The 16,617-nt window shown below is 32.5% G+C and carries 17 protein-coding genes; 10 read left to right on the top strand and 7 right to left on the bottom strand.

Going from position 1 to position 16,617, the window contains the following annotated elements; genetic code table 11:
* Positions 1 to 19: 19 nt before the first annotated feature.
* A complete protein-coding gene (locus tag R9X47_RS04515; RefSeq protein WP_432665531.1) occupies positions 20 to 301 on the top strand; it encodes a hypothetical protein in 282 nt (93 codons plus the stop codon).
* A 431-nt stretch (positions 302 to 732) separates the two neighbouring features.
* Positions 733 to 1,170, top strand: coding sequence for a DUF3795 domain-containing protein (locus R9X47_RS04510; protein ID WP_432665530.1), 438 nt, complete (start codon positions 733 to 735; stop codon positions 1,168 to 1,170).
* 238 nt (positions 1,171 to 1,408) lie between these two features.
* Here the strand turns inward: R9X47_RS04510 and R9X47_RS04505 are convergent, their stop codons facing one another.
* The gene (locus R9X47_RS04505; protein WP_432665529.1) at positions 1,409 to 1,642 is read right to left on the bottom strand and encodes an AbrB/MazE/SpoVT family DNA-binding domain-containing protein; all 234 of its coding nucleotides are present in this window, start codon (positions 1,640 to 1,642) and stop codon (positions 1,409 to 1,411) included.
* 133 nt (positions 1,643 to 1,775) lie between these two features.
* Here R9X47_RS04505 and R9X47_RS04500 point away from each other — a divergent pair, with 133 nt between their 5' ends.
* The 3 genes from R9X47_RS04500 to R9X47_RS04490 all read left to right on the top strand — a co-directional run bounded on the left by R9X47_RS04500 (position 1,776) and on the right by R9X47_RS04490 (position 3,965).
* Entirely contained in the window at positions 1,776 to 1,925 is a 150-nt protein-coding gene (locus R9X47_RS04500; protein ID WP_432665528.1) for a hypothetical protein, read from the top strand.
* A gap of 411 nt (positions 1,926 to 2,336) precedes the next feature.
* Positions 2,337 to 3,020, top strand: a complete 684-nt coding sequence (locus R9X47_RS04495) for a nucleotidyltransferase domain-containing protein (RefSeq protein WP_432665526.1) — start codon at positions 2,337 to 2,339, stop codon at positions 3,018 to 3,020.
* A 39-nt stretch (positions 3,021 to 3,059) separates the two neighbouring features.
* Positions 3,060 to 3,965 (top strand): helix-turn-helix transcriptional regulator, encoded by a 906-nt coding sequence (locus R9X47_RS04490; protein WP_432665525.1) that lies wholly within the window; start codon positions 3,060 to 3,062, stop codon positions 3,963 to 3,965.
* A gap of 32 nt (positions 3,966 to 3,997) precedes the next feature.
* Here the strand turns inward: R9X47_RS04490 and R9X47_RS04485 are convergent, their stop codons facing one another.
* Complete coding sequence (locus R9X47_RS04485; RefSeq protein ID WP_432665524.1) at positions 3,998 to 4,237, bottom strand: SelT/SelW/SelH family (seleno)protein; 240 nt, start codon at positions 4,235 to 4,237, stop codon at positions 3,998 to 4,000.
* A 258-nt stretch (positions 4,238 to 4,495) separates the two neighbouring features.
* Here R9X47_RS04485 and R9X47_RS04480 point away from each other — a divergent pair, with 258 nt between their 5' ends.
* The 4 genes from R9X47_RS04480 (at position 4,496) to R9X47_RS04465 (ending at position 9,844) form a co-directional block, all read left to right on the top strand.
* The gene (locus R9X47_RS04480; protein ID WP_432665523.1) at positions 4,496 to 5,758 is read left to right on the top strand and encodes a DNA polymerase IV; all 1,263 of its coding nucleotides are present in this window, start codon (positions 4,496 to 4,498) and stop codon (positions 5,756 to 5,758) included.
* A 798-nt stretch (positions 5,759 to 6,556) separates the two neighbouring features.
* A complete protein-coding gene (locus R9X47_RS04475) occupies positions 6,557 to 6,700 on the top strand; it encodes a hypothetical protein (RefSeq protein ID WP_432665522.1) in 144 nt (47 codons plus the stop codon).
* Between the two features lie 1,053 nt (positions 6,701 to 7,753).
* Positions 7,754 to 8,656: a UTP--glucose-1-phosphate uridylyltransferase GalU gene (galU, locus tag R9X47_RS04470; protein ID WP_432665521.1), complete on the top strand. Its 903-nt coding sequence runs from the start codon at positions 7,754 to 7,756 to the stop codon at positions 8,654 to 8,656.
* Positions 8,657 to 8,707: 51 nt separating this feature from the next.
* Positions 8,708 to 9,844, top strand: a complete 1,137-nt coding sequence (locus tag R9X47_RS04465) for an MGDG synthase family glycosyltransferase (RefSeq protein WP_432665520.1) — start codon at positions 8,708 to 8,710, stop codon at positions 9,842 to 9,844.
* A 112-nt stretch (positions 9,845 to 9,956) separates the two neighbouring features.
* On the opposite strand, the gene R9X47_RS04460 is transcribed toward R9X47_RS04465, so the two are convergent.
* The 5 genes from R9X47_RS04460 to R9X47_RS04440 form a co-directional block, all read right to left on the bottom strand.
* Positions 9,957 to 10,403, bottom strand: coding sequence for a hypothetical protein (locus R9X47_RS04460; RefSeq protein WP_432665519.1), 447 nt, complete (start codon positions 10,401 to 10,403; stop codon positions 9,957 to 9,959).
* An 11-nt stretch (positions 10,404 to 10,414) separates the two neighbouring features.
* Positions 10,415 to 10,651, bottom strand: a complete 237-nt coding sequence (locus R9X47_RS04455; protein ID WP_432665518.1) for a hypothetical protein — start codon at positions 10,649 to 10,651, stop codon at positions 10,415 to 10,417.
* An 11-nt stretch (positions 10,652 to 10,662) separates the two neighbouring features.
* On the bottom strand, positions 10,663 to 12,027 hold the full coding sequence (locus R9X47_RS04450; RefSeq protein ID WP_432665517.1) for an HMA2 domain-containing protein: 1,365 nt from the start codon (positions 12,025 to 12,027) through the stop codon (positions 10,663 to 10,665).
* Between the two features lie 98 nt (positions 12,028 to 12,125).
* Positions 12,126 to 12,383 carry a hypothetical protein gene (locus R9X47_RS04445; RefSeq protein WP_432665516.1) on the bottom strand — a complete coding sequence of 86 codons (258 nt, stop codon included), beginning with the start codon at positions 12,381 to 12,383 and terminating at the stop codon, positions 12,126 to 12,128.
* Positions 12,384 to 12,573: 190 nt separating this feature from the next.
* Positions 12,574 to 13,206, bottom strand: coding sequence for a hypothetical protein (locus R9X47_RS04440; protein WP_432665515.1), 633 nt, complete (start codon positions 13,204 to 13,206; stop codon positions 12,574 to 12,576).
* Between the two features lie 257 nt (positions 13,207 to 13,463).
* Here R9X47_RS04440 and R9X47_RS04435 point away from each other — a divergent pair, with 257 nt between their 5' ends.
* Positions 13,464 to 16,553, top strand: a complete 3,090-nt coding sequence (locus R9X47_RS04435) for an HAD-IC family P-type ATPase (protein ID WP_432665514.1) — start codon at positions 13,464 to 13,466, stop codon at positions 16,551 to 16,553.
* Positions 16,554 to 16,617: the final 64 nt, after the last annotated feature.

Below are 16,617 nucleotides of genomic sequence, written 5' to 3'. Positions count from 1 at the left end.
TAAAAGGGGGGCTAACACAATGCTAAAAAATCTAAGCAACTATTTTGATGATTTTATTATCGACAGAATAACAGATATAGACGAACAGGTAATAAGGAATGATAGGGAGGTTGAAAACCTAAAAAAGGAATGCAACGATTTAATTAGAAAAATAATAAAATCTTTACCTAAGGAAGATCGGTCTCTAATATTTAGCTATGAAGAAAAGATAAATGAAGCGGATATTCAGTATTTCAAGATAATCTACAAACAGGGGTTTATTGATGGGGTTAAAACGGTGAATATGGTTAATGAGGTATAAAGTATATAGGGGTTACGTTTGGAAAAGAAGATGACAGTAACTCCCTCCCCATTGTCATCTAGCCGAGGAAACTTGGTCTTCTTTATATTCAGAAAAAAAGAATAATAGTTTAGCGGAGAATGATAAAAGAGTTAAAATTCTATTCTATTTTGTATGTGTTCTAATAATACTATTAATCCAAATATTTACAAAATATGATATAATGTGAAAAAGAATGTCTAATATATAGGAGAGTATTACCGACACAACTAGTCGTGTAATATACTTATTTCGAAGCACTATCGCCGTAAAGTAGTCGGTAACACATAGATTAGCTGAAATCGGACTCGGATTTATCGTGCCTTTTTGCACAAATTTTGGGTGGATAGGAACTTTAAAAGTCTAATAAGCGACTGAAGGTAGTGAATTAATATTTTGGGAGGTATGAATTTATGGCAAGTGAATTAATAGCTTACTGCGGGCTTTATTGTGGAGCGTGTAGTTTTAAAGTTGCTTTTGAAGAAAATAATAGAGAGCATATAGCACATATGCCGACACAATATGACCGTTTGAAGAATGAACCACTTAGATTTTGCCCTGGATGCAGACTGGAAAATCAATGTGGAGAATGTGATATAAGGGACTGTGCAATGAATAAAGGATTTGAATATTGCAGCCAATGCAATGATTTTCCATGTGAAAAATTAATAAGATTTAATAGCGACGGGAAACCACATCATGCAGAATCAATAGATAACCTTAATTTGTTAAAAAGCATTTGCGAGGAGAAGTGGTTGGAATTACAGACTGAAAAATGGACTTGTAAGTGTGGAACAAAATTCTCTTGGTATTTAAGAGAATGTCAGACATGTAAAGAAAATGAAGAATAAAAGCATAGTAAGAGTTTTTATTCTCAAAATCAGTGATGTTAACGTTGTCTGATATCAGCTAACAAAAGATTAGTAGATATCTCTTCATTGGGTGCAAAGCACTGGCAGTAAGTATTCTTTTTGGCTCCAGTTTAGAGACGTCGGAAATGTCTGGACTTTAAACAACACTAAAACAGAACTTAACGTAGAAAAAAAGGAAACTACTTTGAAAGTAGTTTCCTTTTCTAACTCTAGAGATTTATAACTTATCGATACAATCATGGCAAATATGCTTTTCTTTGAAGACTTTCAAATCTTCTGTATTACTACAAATATAACATCGGTCTATATATTTTTCAATAACAATAGAATTAGAATCAATAGATATTTCTATAGGATCATTTGATTGAATAGACATTACTCGCCTTAATTCGATAGGAATAACAATACGACCTAGTGAATCTAACTTTCTAACTACACCAGTTGCCTTCATGAATTCTCCTCCCTTTTATGTAATATTATAGCATAATTCGACGCAATACGACAAAATAGTAATATTACCATTATTTACAACGAACAAACATTTGTGTATGGTGAAAATAAATTATGCTTAAAGAGGTAATTTTATGAAGGTTGTAGCACTGCCAATTGAAATAATTTTGATTATTCTTGGAACAAAAACGTTAATAATTGAAAGAAATTTAGTTTTAGGATTAGCATGTTATATTTTTGTAATTGCAATACTCGGATGGATTATGAATATAAAGTTTTTATAAACCTTCTACAGAACGATTCGATGCACTAAAGGATGGTTTAAGGGAGAATCTTAAAGGTTTCCCATTTTTCTATTATAGGACAATTTATACTGTTCATATATATTACTCTAAATATAAAGGACGTTAAATCAACTGATTACAGCACAGTTGCTGAATATTATTATGACATTGAAGATAAAGATTTTCCATTAACTATAGAAGAAAAACTGCCTATAGATTCGAATACAGATTAGAACCGAGGAGGCTTGGTTTTTCTTTTTGACAAAATATTATAAATGTAATTGATTATAAGAAAAACATATCACAACTCAAATCAAAACCAAATTCTTTTCCTATGATATTCTCTAAGTAGATTCTTTATTACTTTTAGCTTTAGCAAAAATCTATAGAATGAAAGGGAAGGGATAATATATGAAAATATCTTTTGAAGAATATGGTGACGACGTTATATTTAGGGTCTATAATTATGATAAGAAATATGAAGAAGTATTAGAAATGTGTTTTTATCAGAAGGATGAAGACGGCTATATAAAGAAATTTTCTAAGAATATAGAAAATCTGGAGAAGATAAAATCAAATTACAAGAGATATGCAGAAGAAATGTTTAGCCAGCTTGGATACTTTAGACCGATTCCTTGGAAAGAAGCACTACTTGAGTTTCTGAAAAGGATCGAAGGAAGTGGAGTAGATTGGTGGTTAACGGGGAGCTGCGCTGCTTGCTTAAGAGGGATAAAGCTAAATCCCCACGATATAGATATAATGGTTGATTCAAGAGATATAGATAAAGTAAGTGAGATTTTTACTGATTGTATAGTAGAGCCAATAGTTGATACTAATGGATGGCTAACAAAGGATTTTGGAGTAATATTTCTTAAGGCAAGAATCGATATTGCATCTGAGCCTCAGGAATGTTTAGATAAGCCTGAACCAATAGATTGCGGCCCCTATGCTAAGAAAAACCTAGAAGATCTAACTTGGAATAGCTATAAAATAAAAGTACCTCCAGTAAACTTGCAATTAAATGCAAATAGAAGGAGAGGGAGAGTTGAAAGAGTCAAACTTATAGAAGAATACATAAGTAAATATCAGAAGTAGCTTAGAAGAATATATAAATAGAGAGGAGTGAATGCCATAATGTATGAATGGAATGAGACAGTTCAAAAAATGATAACCTGGATCGAGAAAAATATTGAAAAAAGGTCACCCTTGCTAAGCCTATCTAAGCAAATTGGCTACTCAACTTATTATTGTTCTAATCAATTTCATTCAATTACAGGAATGACTTTAAGAGATTATATTACAGGGCGAAGGGTAAGTCGCGCAGCCATAGATATTAGAGATACAGACGAACGCATACTTGATATAGCAATAAAGTATGGGTTCTCATCTCAAGAAGCATTCACTCGTGCATTCGCAAAAGCCTTTGGTACTACACCTAGAAAATATCGTATTTCACAAAAACCAATTCCTTTAGCAATGATCCAGGAAGTTTTTTCACCCTATCATTATTCTATAAAAGAAAACATTAAAAGTAATAAAAAAGAGATAAAGATCGTAGAAATCAAAATTGAAGTTATACCGGCCCATAAATTTATAGGTGTTTGGGATATAAATGCAAAAAACTATTATGACTTTTTCATGACAGGTAGATATAATTGCGATGATATATGCGGGACTATTGAAAGTATGTCACCATTTACTTTGAAAGATCAACTTACTCAGATGGCCGGTTGGTTTTATGAAGGCAAAGAGAAGGGATACTTTTATGGTATTCCTGTTTCACAGGACTATGATGGCGAGATACCTGAGGGAATGGAATGTAAAGAGATATCCTCTACAGAGTATATAGTTTTCTATCACCCTCCCTTTGATTATTTAAAAGATAATGATGATGTAATGAAGAATGTGGAAAACATTGCGTGGAGCTTTGATCCAAATCCCATTGGGTATGCATGGGATGAGAGTAAAAAACAAATATATCAGAGACACTTCCCTGAACTCTATGGATATGCAATACTCAGACCTGTAAAGAAAATATAGAATCTAAAAGATACTCAACTTTCGCATGGAAATTATAGTTTGTTGCTAATTAATTTTTCTACTTCATTTTCTTCAGGGAATCTTTCTAATTCCTTTTTAGAAAATAGTAGCTCGTCGTTAAACTTAACTTCAAACACTCCACCGGAAGAAGGTATCAGATTTAAAGAAGTTATTGAATTTTTATGCTCAGATAAAAGACTTTCTGCAAGGCTAACTGCCTTTGGATGGTAGCCTCAAGATGTACAGTATTCGATAGAAATAATTGTTTTCATATAAATCCCTCCTGTTTTTTTATGCGAAAGTTGAGATCCTGTAATTGAATCTCTATAAATATAGTGTACTCATATTACAGATGATTTATAAAGAATATACCCAGGATATAGAGAAAATAATAAAGTTTTTTTTCTGGCAAAAATCAATTTAAACATATGTAGTCAGGAGCTTTAAGAATATTTGTTCGCATAGTACATTGACATGGAACGAATGTTCGGTTAGTATAATGATAAGAACTATTATATTAAGGTGATAATATGACAAGCAAAAGTAATGACAGAATAGTATTTCACATTGATGTTAACTCAGCTTATCTTTCTTGGGAAGCTGTATATAGACTACAGCATGGAGAGAAAACGGATCTTAGGGATATTCCTTCCGTTGTTGGAGGAGATCCTAAAACTAGACACGGAATAGTATTAGCTAAGTCAATTCCAGCAAAGAAATATAAAATTAAAACAGGGGAAACATTATATGCAGCATGTAAAAAGTGTCCAAATCTAACTATAGTGTCTCCATCCTATGGATTATACATGAAATGCAGCAATGAGATGATTGGAATTTTAAGAGAGTATTGTGAAAATGTTCAGCGTTTTTCAGTGGATGAATGTTTTATGGATATGAGCAATATGGATCACATACATGGTAACCCCATTGAAGCAGCATATAGGATAAAGGATAGAATATATAGAGAACTTGGCTTTACAGTAAACATCGGAATTTCACATAATAAGCTACTGGCAAAGATGGCCTCGGATTTGAAAAAGCCTAATATGGTTCATACGCTGTTTCCAAATGAAATTGAAGAAAAGATGTGGCCGCTTCCGGTGAATGAACTGTTTATGGTTGGCCCGGCAACTGCTCCAAAGCTGCGAAGTATGGGAATATATACGATAGGTGATCTAGCAAAAACAGATATAGGAACTCTACGGTATAGGCTTAAAAGCCATGGAGATATGATCTGGAAGTATGCCAATGGTATCGAGGATTCTAGTGTAAGAGTTGTAAGTGCAGCAGGTATGAAAGGACTAGGGAATTCTACCACCATTAGTTTCGATGTTAAAAATAAGGAAACTGCACACTTGATATTACTATCACTAACGGAGATGACCTCTATGAGACTTAGGGATAGTGGCAGAATGTGTACATTAGTTGCTGTAAGTGTTAAAACCCATGAATTTCACAATTATTCACATCAACGAAAATTATATGCGGCAACGGATTGTACTAAGGAAATATATTCAATAGTTAAATCACTATTTGATGAGGTATGGGACGGTACAAAATTAAGACATTTAGGTATTAGATTATCGGGACTTGTGGAAAATGAGAATTACCAAACTTCACTCTTTGATGATAGAGATAAGGAAAGACTCAGAAGTCTTGATAGTACCATAGATGAAATACGCACGAGATTCGGCTCAAAGTCCATAATGAGAGCAGGCTTTTTAAACTCTGATGTAAAGCCAATGACAGGAGGCGTTTATGAGGATTATCCAGTTATGAATAGTATGTTATAGGGAATAGAGCATAGCTCTACTGAGGCTGTTAACAAACCCGAATTTCTTCGTTGTTGCTTCAACCAAGAACCCTGACGTATGTTTATATACGCTGCGGTCTCTTAGTTTTAGCACGCCTCGAACTTTACGTTTCTTAAAAGCCTAACATCTTGTTAACAAAGTTAACAATCTGAATAGAGCCATGCTCTATTTTTTTTATTTTTATTAACAAAGCCATAAAGAACAATTTTAAAGGTTAAAGTGTAAGTCTGCTTTGTGTATATGCATTGAAAATATTAGATTTTGAATAATGCCCCAAAGCTAGTGATACCTAGGATGGTGTTGGTTCTAACTAGAAGGAAAAGGAGAAATATGAACAAGCCAAGCAGTCTGGAACATAATAAAAAGGCAGTCATATAATGTACAAAATAGGAAAAGGGGGAGTTAGAGATAACCGGATATATTAAACATTGTCATAAAGATAAAGATAGAGATAAAGACTGTTGTTGCAAGATAATCAATAACATTAATGTTAACGCTAATGATAGCGTTAATGTTAATACTGACGGTGGCACTATAGGAAACGGATTACTTAGAGAATTCGTTAGTGATGAAATTGCGAGTTTAACCGACTTCCAAGATGGTGATACTTTAGCAACTGTAACGCTAAACAATGTTATGCAAGGTGACAGAATACAACTAAATCTATCCCTAAATTACGTGATCGGTGCTAGTACAACCGTAGCATTTGATTTTAGTAGAAACGGAGTAAATCTGCCTAATTATTTACAAGATGCTACTGGAGGAGCTTTTACAATTATGACATACTCAATTTTAGATGAAAGCCCTACAACTCCAACGGCTGAGTATAGCGTTAGCTTTCGTTTTTTTGGTGCTGTTTCTGTTTTGAGAACTGGAAATCCTGGTTTGTTCACTGCTTCGAGAATCGCACCTAATCCTTAAGATAATAGGTTATATTGACCAAGATAAATTGGAAGTATACAAGACTAACAAAATTCACGTTAAGACAGTTTTTAAATATTGTCTCAACGTGAATTTTGTTAGATTAACTATGTTGCTTAAGATCATATGTTTATAAAAGTCTTGGCATGAGATTAGTGAGTCACACTATGAAAATTACTATTGAATAGATATTTAAGATTAATTTAAGAATGCTTTAATGGAATTCTAAGATTATATATATATAATATTTAAGACGGAGCTGTCTCATAAAGGTTTCTTATGATACACACCCATTAACTTTGTTTCTTGGCATTCGTTAGTGTTTTATAAAACTATCTAATTGAAAACCACAAAAGAAGAAAAGTGAAGGAAGCCATTAGAGTAAGATGGTAGCTATAAGGATATTCATCTTGCTCATTTGGAATCCGTGAAAAATGATGAAAAAGAATAATTGATATTAGAAAATTCCTAGAAACAATAGTAAATATGCATAAAATAAAACAAAGAGTAATTTTGTACAATTTAGGTGTTCCACATAATTTTAATAATCTATATCTAAGTCCAAGCTTTTTATCAAAGAGACTTATTATCCATGAAATAGAAAAAGTGATGGCTAAAAATAATATGATTTTTAAAATCATTATAATTACATCCTTTCAAAAAACTAGCTAAAGTAATTATAGGTTAAGTTGATAAAAATTGCAATATTTGTATGAAGATGATAGTAACTGGTACTTGCCTTTCCGATTCTAGTTTAAATATAAGTTGTGTAGACAATAATATAGAGAATAGATAAAACCTATGTAATGAAACTGAGTCTATACATAATCTATATTAGAATGAACAATAGTTATTAGAATAAAGGGGTTTCAAATATATTGCAGTAGGACAGTAATATGAGTATAATATAAGTGTAGAGAGTTTGGAAAAATTAGCTGAAATGTAATAAAATGGATAACGAAATAATATTGTGACAAAATATGTAGATTTTTAATATCTTAAATTAGGGACTCTTTTTAACATGAAAAGTTTTATCTTTATAAGGAGGCATATATGAAAGTAAGAAAGGCAATAATACCTGCAGCAGGCCTTGGAACGAGATTTTTACCTGTAACAAAAGCACAACCTAAAGAGATGCTACCAATTGTTGACAAGCCAACAATACAATATATAATTGAAGAGGCTGTAGATTCTGGAATAGAAGAAATTTTAATAATAACAGGTCGGAATAAGAGAGCAATAGAGGACCATTTCGATAGATCAATTGAACTGGAAATTGCGTTAGAGAATAAAGGGAAAGATGCATTGCTTTCTCAGGTAAAAGATATTTCAAATATGGTAAATATCCACTACATAAGACAAAAAGAACCTAAGGGTTTAGGTCATGCTATTAATTGTGCAAAGAGCTTTGTAGGAGATGAGCCCTTTGCTGTATTGCTAGGAGACGATATTGTCCATAGCGAAAAACCATGCCTAAAACAATTAATAGATGTATTCGATGAGTATAAGACAACTATACTTGGTGTTCAGACCGTACCAGAAGAAGATGTAAATAAATATGGTATTGTTGAAGGGATGTATCTTGAAGATGACGTCTATAAAGTTAAGAACTTAGTTGAGAAACCAGTCAAGAAAGAAGCTCCTTCAAACATAGCTATTTTAGGAAGATATATTATAACACCAGAAATTTTTGACATTCTTGATAACACTGCACCTGGTGCGGGTGGAGAAATTCAATTAACCGATGCTCTAAAGGAATTATCAAGAAAACAAGCTATGTATGCCTATAAATTTAAGGGAACAAGATATGATGTTGGAAATAAGCTTGGCTTTTTACAAGCTACTGTGGAGTTTGCACTTAGAAGAGAGGATTTAAGAGAAGAATTTGAAAGATATTTAACTGAATTAATGACAAAAAATTTAGAAGATAATTGCTCTATAGAAGTAAATACTTAAGTGTGATAGAGAAGATATGTTATGAAATGTAATTTTGGAGGGAATATGGGTATGAGAAAAGTTTTGATATTTACAGCTTCGACAGGCGGGGGTCATAATCAAGCTGCTAAGTCTCTAGCTTCAAAGCTTGAAGAATATGACCATGAAGTAGTCGTAGTAGATATTTTAAAGCTAACTAATAAAGTTATGGAAAAAGTAGTTGTTGAAGGGTATGAAATTCTATCATGCAGTCTGCCGGTTGTGTATAGGGGTCTTTATAAATATAGCAATAAAAAATTTATAAATACTAAAATTTCCCAATATATATTTAAGTTATTCAAAAGAAAGATCAACAAATCGATCAATGAAGTAAAACCTGATTTAATAATTGGGACACATGCATTTATTGTTAATATAGTAAGTGGGCTGAAACGGAAGAAAAGAATATCTATTCCATTCATTTCGATTGTAACAGATTTTAAAGCCCATAGCTCATACTATGGAGAGTACGTTGATGCATATATCACTGGTAGTGAATATACTAACCAAGGGATGATTGATAAGGGCATAGAAGCCGGCAAGCTTTACTCTTATGGAATTCCAATTAGACAGGACTTTTTATTTGGCAATGCCAATGTGAAGAGTGATGAGAAGAAGAATTTAACAGTACTTCTTATGGGCGGTAGCATGGGAATAACTGCTATAGAAGAAGTACTTGAGGGGTTAGTCAATTGTAAATGTAAACTAAGGATTAATGTTGTTTGTGGAAACAATAAGGTATTGCTGAAGAGAATAGAATCTAAGTATAGTGAATCTATGTATGATAAGGAAATAAAGATATATGGTTTCACAAACGAGATTCCTAAGCTAATGGATGACTCTGACATATTAATTTCAAAGCCTGGTGGTTTAACTGTATCAGAAGCTATAGCTAAAAGACTGCCAATTTTAATACCTTATATGCTTCCAGGTCAGGAAGAAGAAAATGCGGAGTTTCTATCGGAATCAGGAATAGCCATGATAATTAAAGACATTGATAAAATAGATAGTCTTATTAATAATCTAGTTAATAATCCAGAAGATTTAGAAGAAATGAAGATGAAAATGGAGAACATAGCCGAAGATTATTCTATTGATAGTATTATTGAATTAGGCGAAGAATTAATTAATAAGTATAAAAAATCCTATGCATTACAAAAAGCCGAATAAAAGGGGCTGTCTCATACGGTTTTCTCATGAGATTAGCCCCGGGGTGTTTCAGAATGAGTGAAGTTCAAGGTTTTGAAATTTGCCATTCTGAGACACCCCCTTTATCTTTATTCTATTTGGTGGTAGACGTTTTAGTAGTTGTCTTTGCCGCTTGTGCAGTTGCTTTAGTTGCCTGGGCAGTAGTTGCGGCGGATTTTTTTAATTCACTTACTTCGCCTTGAAGACTTTTAACAGATGAAACCAATTCCTTCATCAATTCACTATATTGTTGTCTTTCGGCCTTTAGTTCATTAAACAGCTCTTTTTGAAAATCATTATCTTGATCCATTACATTATTGTTTCCATCATTCATTATGCCTTGTATAAAATCACTAAACTTGTCTCTGCCTGTATCCATCGCCTCGTTTGCAGCATCTCCAGCCATTAAAGCTCCTTGCATTCCTTTAACGGCAACACCCTTGGCGCCACGTTTAATAGTCGGTCCCAGAAGATAACTTACAGCTGCAATACCTATTCCTAGGATGAAGCTTTCAGTTCCAAAGGGTTTTAGCAAATTCATGTAATAACCTCCTATCTTCCAAACATTATCATTTTTCCAATTGCTTTAGCAATATCTTTGTTATTATATTTTTCACTTAATCTAATAAATTCTTTCATGAATTTATTTGCAAAATCCTTCCATATGGCAATCATCTCTTTGCTATCCTTAGGATTTTTATCTATATGTTCGAATGATTCTGTCATATTTTTCTTTAAAACAGCAAGTATTTCATTAAGATTAGACTCTACTTGTTCCCTATTAATCACCTTATCACCCTTTACTCATAAATTGGTTCATAATTTAACAGCCTTAGGGAATTTAAGTACACTAATATTTCATTGGCTATAGAAAGTAAACCGATGTATATTAGCTTTATTTTATTGCTAAAGGAAAAAACAATACCTAAGATATTCAACCATAATGAGATTAGTTGGTTTTGGTATATTTTTTCTAGAGTGTACTTTATATAATCAATTGTTTCACCTAAAGTGTTATAACTATAATGGTCTATAACTAAATCCCACGGCCCATTGTTAATAGATTTAAGTTTGTTAGAAAGAGATATACTTATATCTACTTCATTTAATATTTTGAGACTGGCAGGTTCTTTAACTATTAAGGCAATTGTCTCATTACGCCTTTTTAAAGGTCGTATATACTTAATTTTTTCTAGATCATTATCTCCAACTCTAAATACAGTGAGCTCTAGACTTTTTGTTTGCTCTTCAATATTAAAGTTGGTAGTAAAGATATGAATATCATAGAACCCATGTTCTCTAAGATCCTCAATAAAAGCCTTGTCTAAATCAGAAGTGTCTTGGGTTTTATCAATTATAATGGTACTCAAATTCGAAATCTCATCCAGCTTATTTAAACTAATGAGATGAATACCATTAGTGTGGAGCCTTCTTGACATAGAATTTAAAACTATTGATGCGGATCTATTTAATGAATTAAAAGTTAATAAAAATACTATAGACAGTAAAGGGGTATAATTTGCAATGCTTAACGAGTAGAGTATTGCAATTACCACTATTATAGGAATTATACTATCATAGAATTTTATAACGGAGTTTTCAAAATTAAGTTTATTGGAAATTATTTCTCCATTAGGTTTACTTTCAAAAACTGTAGATAACTTTTTCTTATAAAAGCTATTAAGCACTGATGAAATAAATTTGTATATTAGCATCAGTAATAGAAACCTTGATATAAGGATATATTGACCAGAAAGTAGGGTTAGAGCAACCGATATAGAAATCAAAAGGATAGGTTTGAAAAAAACACTAAAATTCTCATTATTAAAAATAGAGAATGATATAGATTTGTTTTCATCCATCATCTGATTCCTATGACTTAATTTACTTTTTGCTTTGAATAGGCTATCTGCAGTTAAATATTCTTCATTACTTTCATAATCAATCATAGTCAATGATTCTATTTTTGATAATAACTCTTCAAAAGAGAGCTTGCTTTTATCATAAATAATCAATAACTTTCCCGTATAAACGTTAATTTTTACAAGGTAAATGCCATTGATACTATAAAGTTCATTATATAAATGTGATGCTAAATCCACGTTTTTATATAAGTTAATATATTTAACTCTTATCCTACCTGGAATAAAAGATACTATTTCCATTATATTGACATAACCATGCCGATAAGATTAGAACTTAATATAAATAATCCTCCAATAAGAAGTACTTTCAAAAGTAACATCATCTTTTTCTCCTCCTTTTAATCATTTGCAAATTGAGTATCATCTTCATCCATAAAGCTTTGATTTCTCTTCAAATTTTCATATTGAGCCTCAGCGATTATATCTTCAAAGCCTTCCTTAATGTTATAAGCTGTTTCCTTTGCACAGTCTAATGTATTAAACACTTGACTGGTTGTGAAAACTGCTGCTTTTCTGAGGGGCTGTTTTGCAGCTTTAAGGACTCCTTTTACTCCAAAGAAGGTAGCTAATCCGTAGATTATACCCAGTGGTTCCATTATTTCACCTCCGTTTGGTAAAACTGGATTTAACATAAAAATAGTTATCAAAAATTAGTATTAACACATGATAAAACATATATAACAAAAAAAATAAAAAAACTTTGAAAGATCAAAGTTTATAGGAATATGAACATATTAAAATATGAAGAAAAAATAGTATGAATATAGAAAGATTTTTTGAAGTGAACTATGCAGTCTTAATATTATTCTTCTGTATACATAAGAGATTGTCATAAACTTGAGATTTTAATGTGTTTTTTAATCTAACCTTAAAGTTAATTAATATACCTTTAATTCGCCTTTGAATATCAATTTTATGTCTTTTATTAAAGTCATCGCTTGATAGGTTAGTAAAGGATGAAATTATATCTGATGGAGATATTTTACCTAAAAAGAAATTCATAGCTTTATTAGAAACTCTATTAAAAAGATTGTTTTCTACCACTTCGTCAATATTTTTTTCTATATTTTTTGCTAAGTGATAAGAAAACTTATATTGATTATTGAGGGCAAAATTCATATTAAATTGTGAAATTGATTCCAAATCTACGTTGAAGCCCTCTTCCATCGCTTCAATGTAATTAGCGTTTAATTGATTACATATCTGATATATTAAATTTAACAAAAATTCTTCAAAATCTTTATTATGAAAAGTATTTTTCAGTATATCACTTTTTTTGAAATTATAAATACTGTTACCCCTATTAAGGAACTTTAGAGTTTTGTCTTCAATTCTTTTGAAATATTGATCTACTTCATTGTCTATTATTAAATATGCTTTCTCTAAAGAAATATACATATCTAAATTCGTTAAAAACATATTCTCAACCCTCCAAAATCTAAATAAGTCTATAATTTCTATATGCAAAGTTAAAATCATTACTACATTATGATAGTAAAACTATGTTAAGTAAGTTTTAGAGCAATGTTAAGTCTAGGTTAAATTTTTTGATGTAAACATTTTGATCTGTGAATAGAAAATAGCAAAGAGCTCAATAATAAATGAAAAAGTGTTTACTCAATTGTCTATATAAAACATATGGGCAATCTGAGGTTGAAATCCAAGGAGGGATGCGGATGAGGGAGGATGAAACAAATCTGTACTTAGTAACAGCTATACCAGGTAGAATAAGAATTAAGATACCGGATTTGTATAGAAATCCAAATCTGGCACATAAACTACAAAACTCTTTAAAATGTCTAGATGGGATATATACTGTTCAAATTAATACCTATACTAAATCCCTACTTCTCAAGTATGATTGTGATAAAGTAGCAGTTGAAAATCTATTAGAGTCAATCGAGTCAAAAATAAAAGGATATAAATTGGTTGTTGAACAGAGTAGAGAAATGTTTAATAGCGCAGCTTCTACCAATGGGGGAATCACTACAGTAAATCAAATTGTTGAAGAAAGATACTCGAGGGATGCTAGAAATAAAGCTAGCCTATCTAAGGGGAGACCTCGAAGAACAATATCTAGTGACTATGAAGAGTGGTATAAGATGTCTATTATTGATGTCAAACAAATGCTAAAGACTGATATTCAAAAAGGACTGACAGAAGAAAAGATTAAGGATATATTTGAGAGGTGTGGTCCTAATGAATTTGAAAAACGGGATAAAAAATCGGTCTTTAAGATGTTTATTGAGCAATTTGAAGGTTTTATCATGAAAATTTTATTAGGTGCCAGTGTCCTTTCGATACTTCTAGGACAGGTTGCAGACGCATTAACTATTCTTACAATAGTAATAGTTGAAGCAATGCTTGGAGTATGGCAAAGCTATAAGGCAGAGAAATCCCTTGAAGCCTTAAAGCAGTACGCATCTGAGACTTCAAGAGTTATAAGAAATGGTAAGGTTCAAGTGATTCCTTCTACAGATATTGTTCCTGGCGATATAATATGCTTTGAGCCAGGGGATATGATACCTGCTGATGCAAGGCTAATCGCCAGCTCTAATCTTAAGGTACAAGAAGCAACACTAACAGGTGAGTCTGAGGCCGTAGAAAAATCCCATAAAGTAAAATATGCTACAGATGTTCCAGTAGCTGAAAGAAAAAATATGATATTTATGGGAACTAATGTAGTCAAGGGAAATGGAAAGGCCATAGTGGTGGAAACTGGTATGAATACTGAGATGGGTATGATTGCCGAAATGCTAAACGAAAGCAATGATGAGCTTACTCCACTACAGATGGATTTAGAAAAACTAGCTAAGGTTATTACATGGGGATGTATAGGTATATCCGGAGTAGTTGTACTAAGTGGATTGCTAAACGGGCAACCTGCACTTGAAATGGTAAGGACGGGTATTAGTCTTGCAATTGGAGCAGTGCCAGAAGGGTTAACAACGGTACTAGCCATATCATTAGCATTTGGAGTTCAGCGAATGGCCAAAAAGGGTGCTATCATTAAAAAACTTCCATGTGTTGAAACCCTTAGCTGTGCAGATGTAATTTGTACTGATAAGACAGGAACCCTTACAACAGGTCAAATGACAGTTACAGACATAAGTACTTTAGATTCAGATTTTAAAGTAGCAGGTGATGGAAATAGTACTCAGGGTGATATTTACTATAGAAGTAAAATCATTGATGCTAAGAAAAATAAAGGATTAAACACCTTGATAACAATTGCCAGTTTATGTAACAATGCTTCATATGAAGTAAATAGTGATGATACTATGGAAATCATAGGAGATCCAACTGAAGGTGCTCTTTTGGCCTTAGCTGAAAAGGCTAAATTTTCATTAGACCACTTCGAGTGCTATACAAGAGTAAAGGAATTTGCCTTTGATTCTGAATTAAAAAAGATGACAGTGATTTGTAAGGATGACTCAGAAAGCCATACGATAAATATGAAGGGTGCACCGGATGTAGTGTTATCTAAGTGTAGAAAAATAATTGATGGAGAAGTTATTAGAGAGATTACAGAAGATGATATCCTAAAGATACAAGGAAAAATTGATATTATGACAGGTAAGGCTATGAGAGTAATAGCCTTTGCATATAAAGAGATTGATTTGGTACCAGAGAAGGATGCTGATATAGAAAAGGATCTGGTATTCATAGGTGTAACGGGAATGATAGATCCACCTAGACCACAGGTTAAAAGTTCTATTAAAAAGTGTCACAAAGCAGGGATAAAGGTTATCATGATAACTGGTGACCATAAGAAAACTGCAGTGGCAATAGGGGACAGAATAGATCTCTTCAACAGAGGTGGAAAAGTCCTTACTGGAAAGGAGCTTGATGCTCTATCCGATGAGGAATTGGCAGCGATTATCGATGATGTTGTTGTATATGCAAGAACTTCACCCCATCAAAAGCTAAGAATAGTAAAGGCATTAAAGGAAAAAGGACATATAGTTGCTATGACTGGAGATGGAGTAAACGATGCTCCCGCTATTAAAGCTTCAAATATAGGAATTGCCATGGGAAAAAATGGTACAGATGTTACTAGAGAAGCCGCTTCAATTGTCATCACAGATGACAACTTTACTACAATAGTAAAGGCGATTGAAGAAGGGCGTGGAATAAGTGGTAATGTAAAAAAATTCATAAGATATGTCTTATCAGGCAATATTGGAGAAGTATTAGCTATATTAGCAGCTTCACTGTTTAGATTACCTACACCACTTATAGCAAGTCAAATATTAATGGTAAACTTAGTAACAGAAGGAATTCCAGCATTAGCCCTTGGTGTAGACCCACCATATTATAATGCTATGAGTGAGAAGCCAAGAGATGGAAAGAAAAGTATTTTTGATAGATCTCTTCTAATGAAGATATTATCAAGGGGATTCTTAATGGGATTAAGTGCATTTGGTTTGTTTGCAGGAACCTATATAGCTACAGGAAATCTTATTAAAGCACGTACCTTGACTTATGCAAGCATAGTTACAAATCAAATGTTCCATGTATTTGATTGTAGAGATGGTACTATTGAAAAGAATAAGTACGTCATTCCTTCAGTTGTAATATCCTCTACGATTTTAGTAGGTAGTATCTATATACCGGCCTTAGCAGGACTTTTTGGAACATGTCCTTTAGGTGTATATGAGTGGCTGGCATTACTATTTATGGCTAGCATTATAGGGCGACTAGATTTTATAAAAGAAAAGGCCTCAAGGCTCGTGATGACAAAAGAAGAGTATGTAGCAGCATAGAATAAATATTTAACCCCTTGTAGTTTGCATAAGCTACAAGGGGTTAAATATTTATATAATGTTT

The organism is Wukongibacter baidiensis, from assembly GCF_050888315.1.
Lineage (GTDB): Bacteria > Bacillota > Clostridia > Peptostreptococcales > Caminicellaceae > Wukongibacter > Wukongibacter baidiensis.
This window is presented reverse-complemented; position numbering and strand designations above follow the sequence as displayed.

Coding starts and splice junctions, on each gene's coding strand:
- R9X47_RS04515 (WP_432665531.1), top strand. CDS start 20: ATGCTAAAAAATCTAAGCAACTATTTTGATGATTTTATTATCGACAGA.
- R9X47_RS04510 (WP_432665530.1), top strand. CDS start 733: ATGGCAAGTGAATTAATAGCTTACTGCGGGCTTTATTGTGGAGCGTGT.
- R9X47_RS04505 (WP_432665529.1), bottom strand. CDS start 1,642: ATGAAGGCAACTGGTGTAGTTAGAAAGTTAGATTCACTAGGTCGTATT.
- R9X47_RS04500 (WP_432665528.1), top strand. CDS start 1,776: ATGAAGGTTGTAGCACTGCCAATTGAAATAATTTTGATTATTCTTGGA.
- R9X47_RS04495 (WP_432665526.1), top strand. CDS start 2,337: ATGAAAATATCTTTTGAAGAATATGGTGACGACGTTATATTTAGGGTC.
- R9X47_RS04490 (WP_432665525.1), top strand. CDS start 3,060: ATGTATGAATGGAATGAGACAGTTCAAAAAATGATAACCTGGATCGAG.
- R9X47_RS04480 (WP_432665523.1), top strand. CDS start 4,496: ATGACAAGCAAAAGTAATGACAGAATAGTATTTCACATTGATGTTAAC.
- R9X47_RS04475 (WP_432665522.1), top strand. CDS start 6,557: ATGACATACTCAATTTTAGATGAAAGCCCTACAACTCCAACGGCTGAG.
- galU (WP_432665521.1), top strand. CDS start 7,754: ATGAAAGTAAGAAAGGCAATAATACCTGCAGCAGGCCTTGGAACGAGA.
- R9X47_RS04465 (WP_432665520.1), top strand. CDS start 8,708: ATGAGAAAAGTTTTGATATTTACAGCTTCGACAGGCGGGGGTCATAAT.
- R9X47_RS04460 (WP_432665519.1), bottom strand. CDS start 10,403: ATGAATTTGCTAAAACCCTTTGGAACTGAAAGCTTCATCCTAGGAATA.
- R9X47_RS04450 (WP_432665517.1), bottom strand. CDS start 12,027: ATGGAAATAGTATCTTTTATTCCAGGTAGGATAAGAGTTAAATATATT.
- R9X47_RS04445 (WP_432665516.1), bottom strand. CDS start 12,383: ATGGAACCACTGGGTATAATCTACGGATTAGCTACCTTCTTTGGAGTA.
- R9X47_RS04440 (WP_432665515.1), bottom strand. CDS start 13,206: ATGTTTTTAACGAATTTAGATATGTATATTTCTTTAGAGAAAGCATAT.
- R9X47_RS04435 (WP_432665514.1), top strand. CDS start 13,464: ATGAGGGAGGATGAAACAAATCTGTACTTAGTAACAGCTATACCAGGT.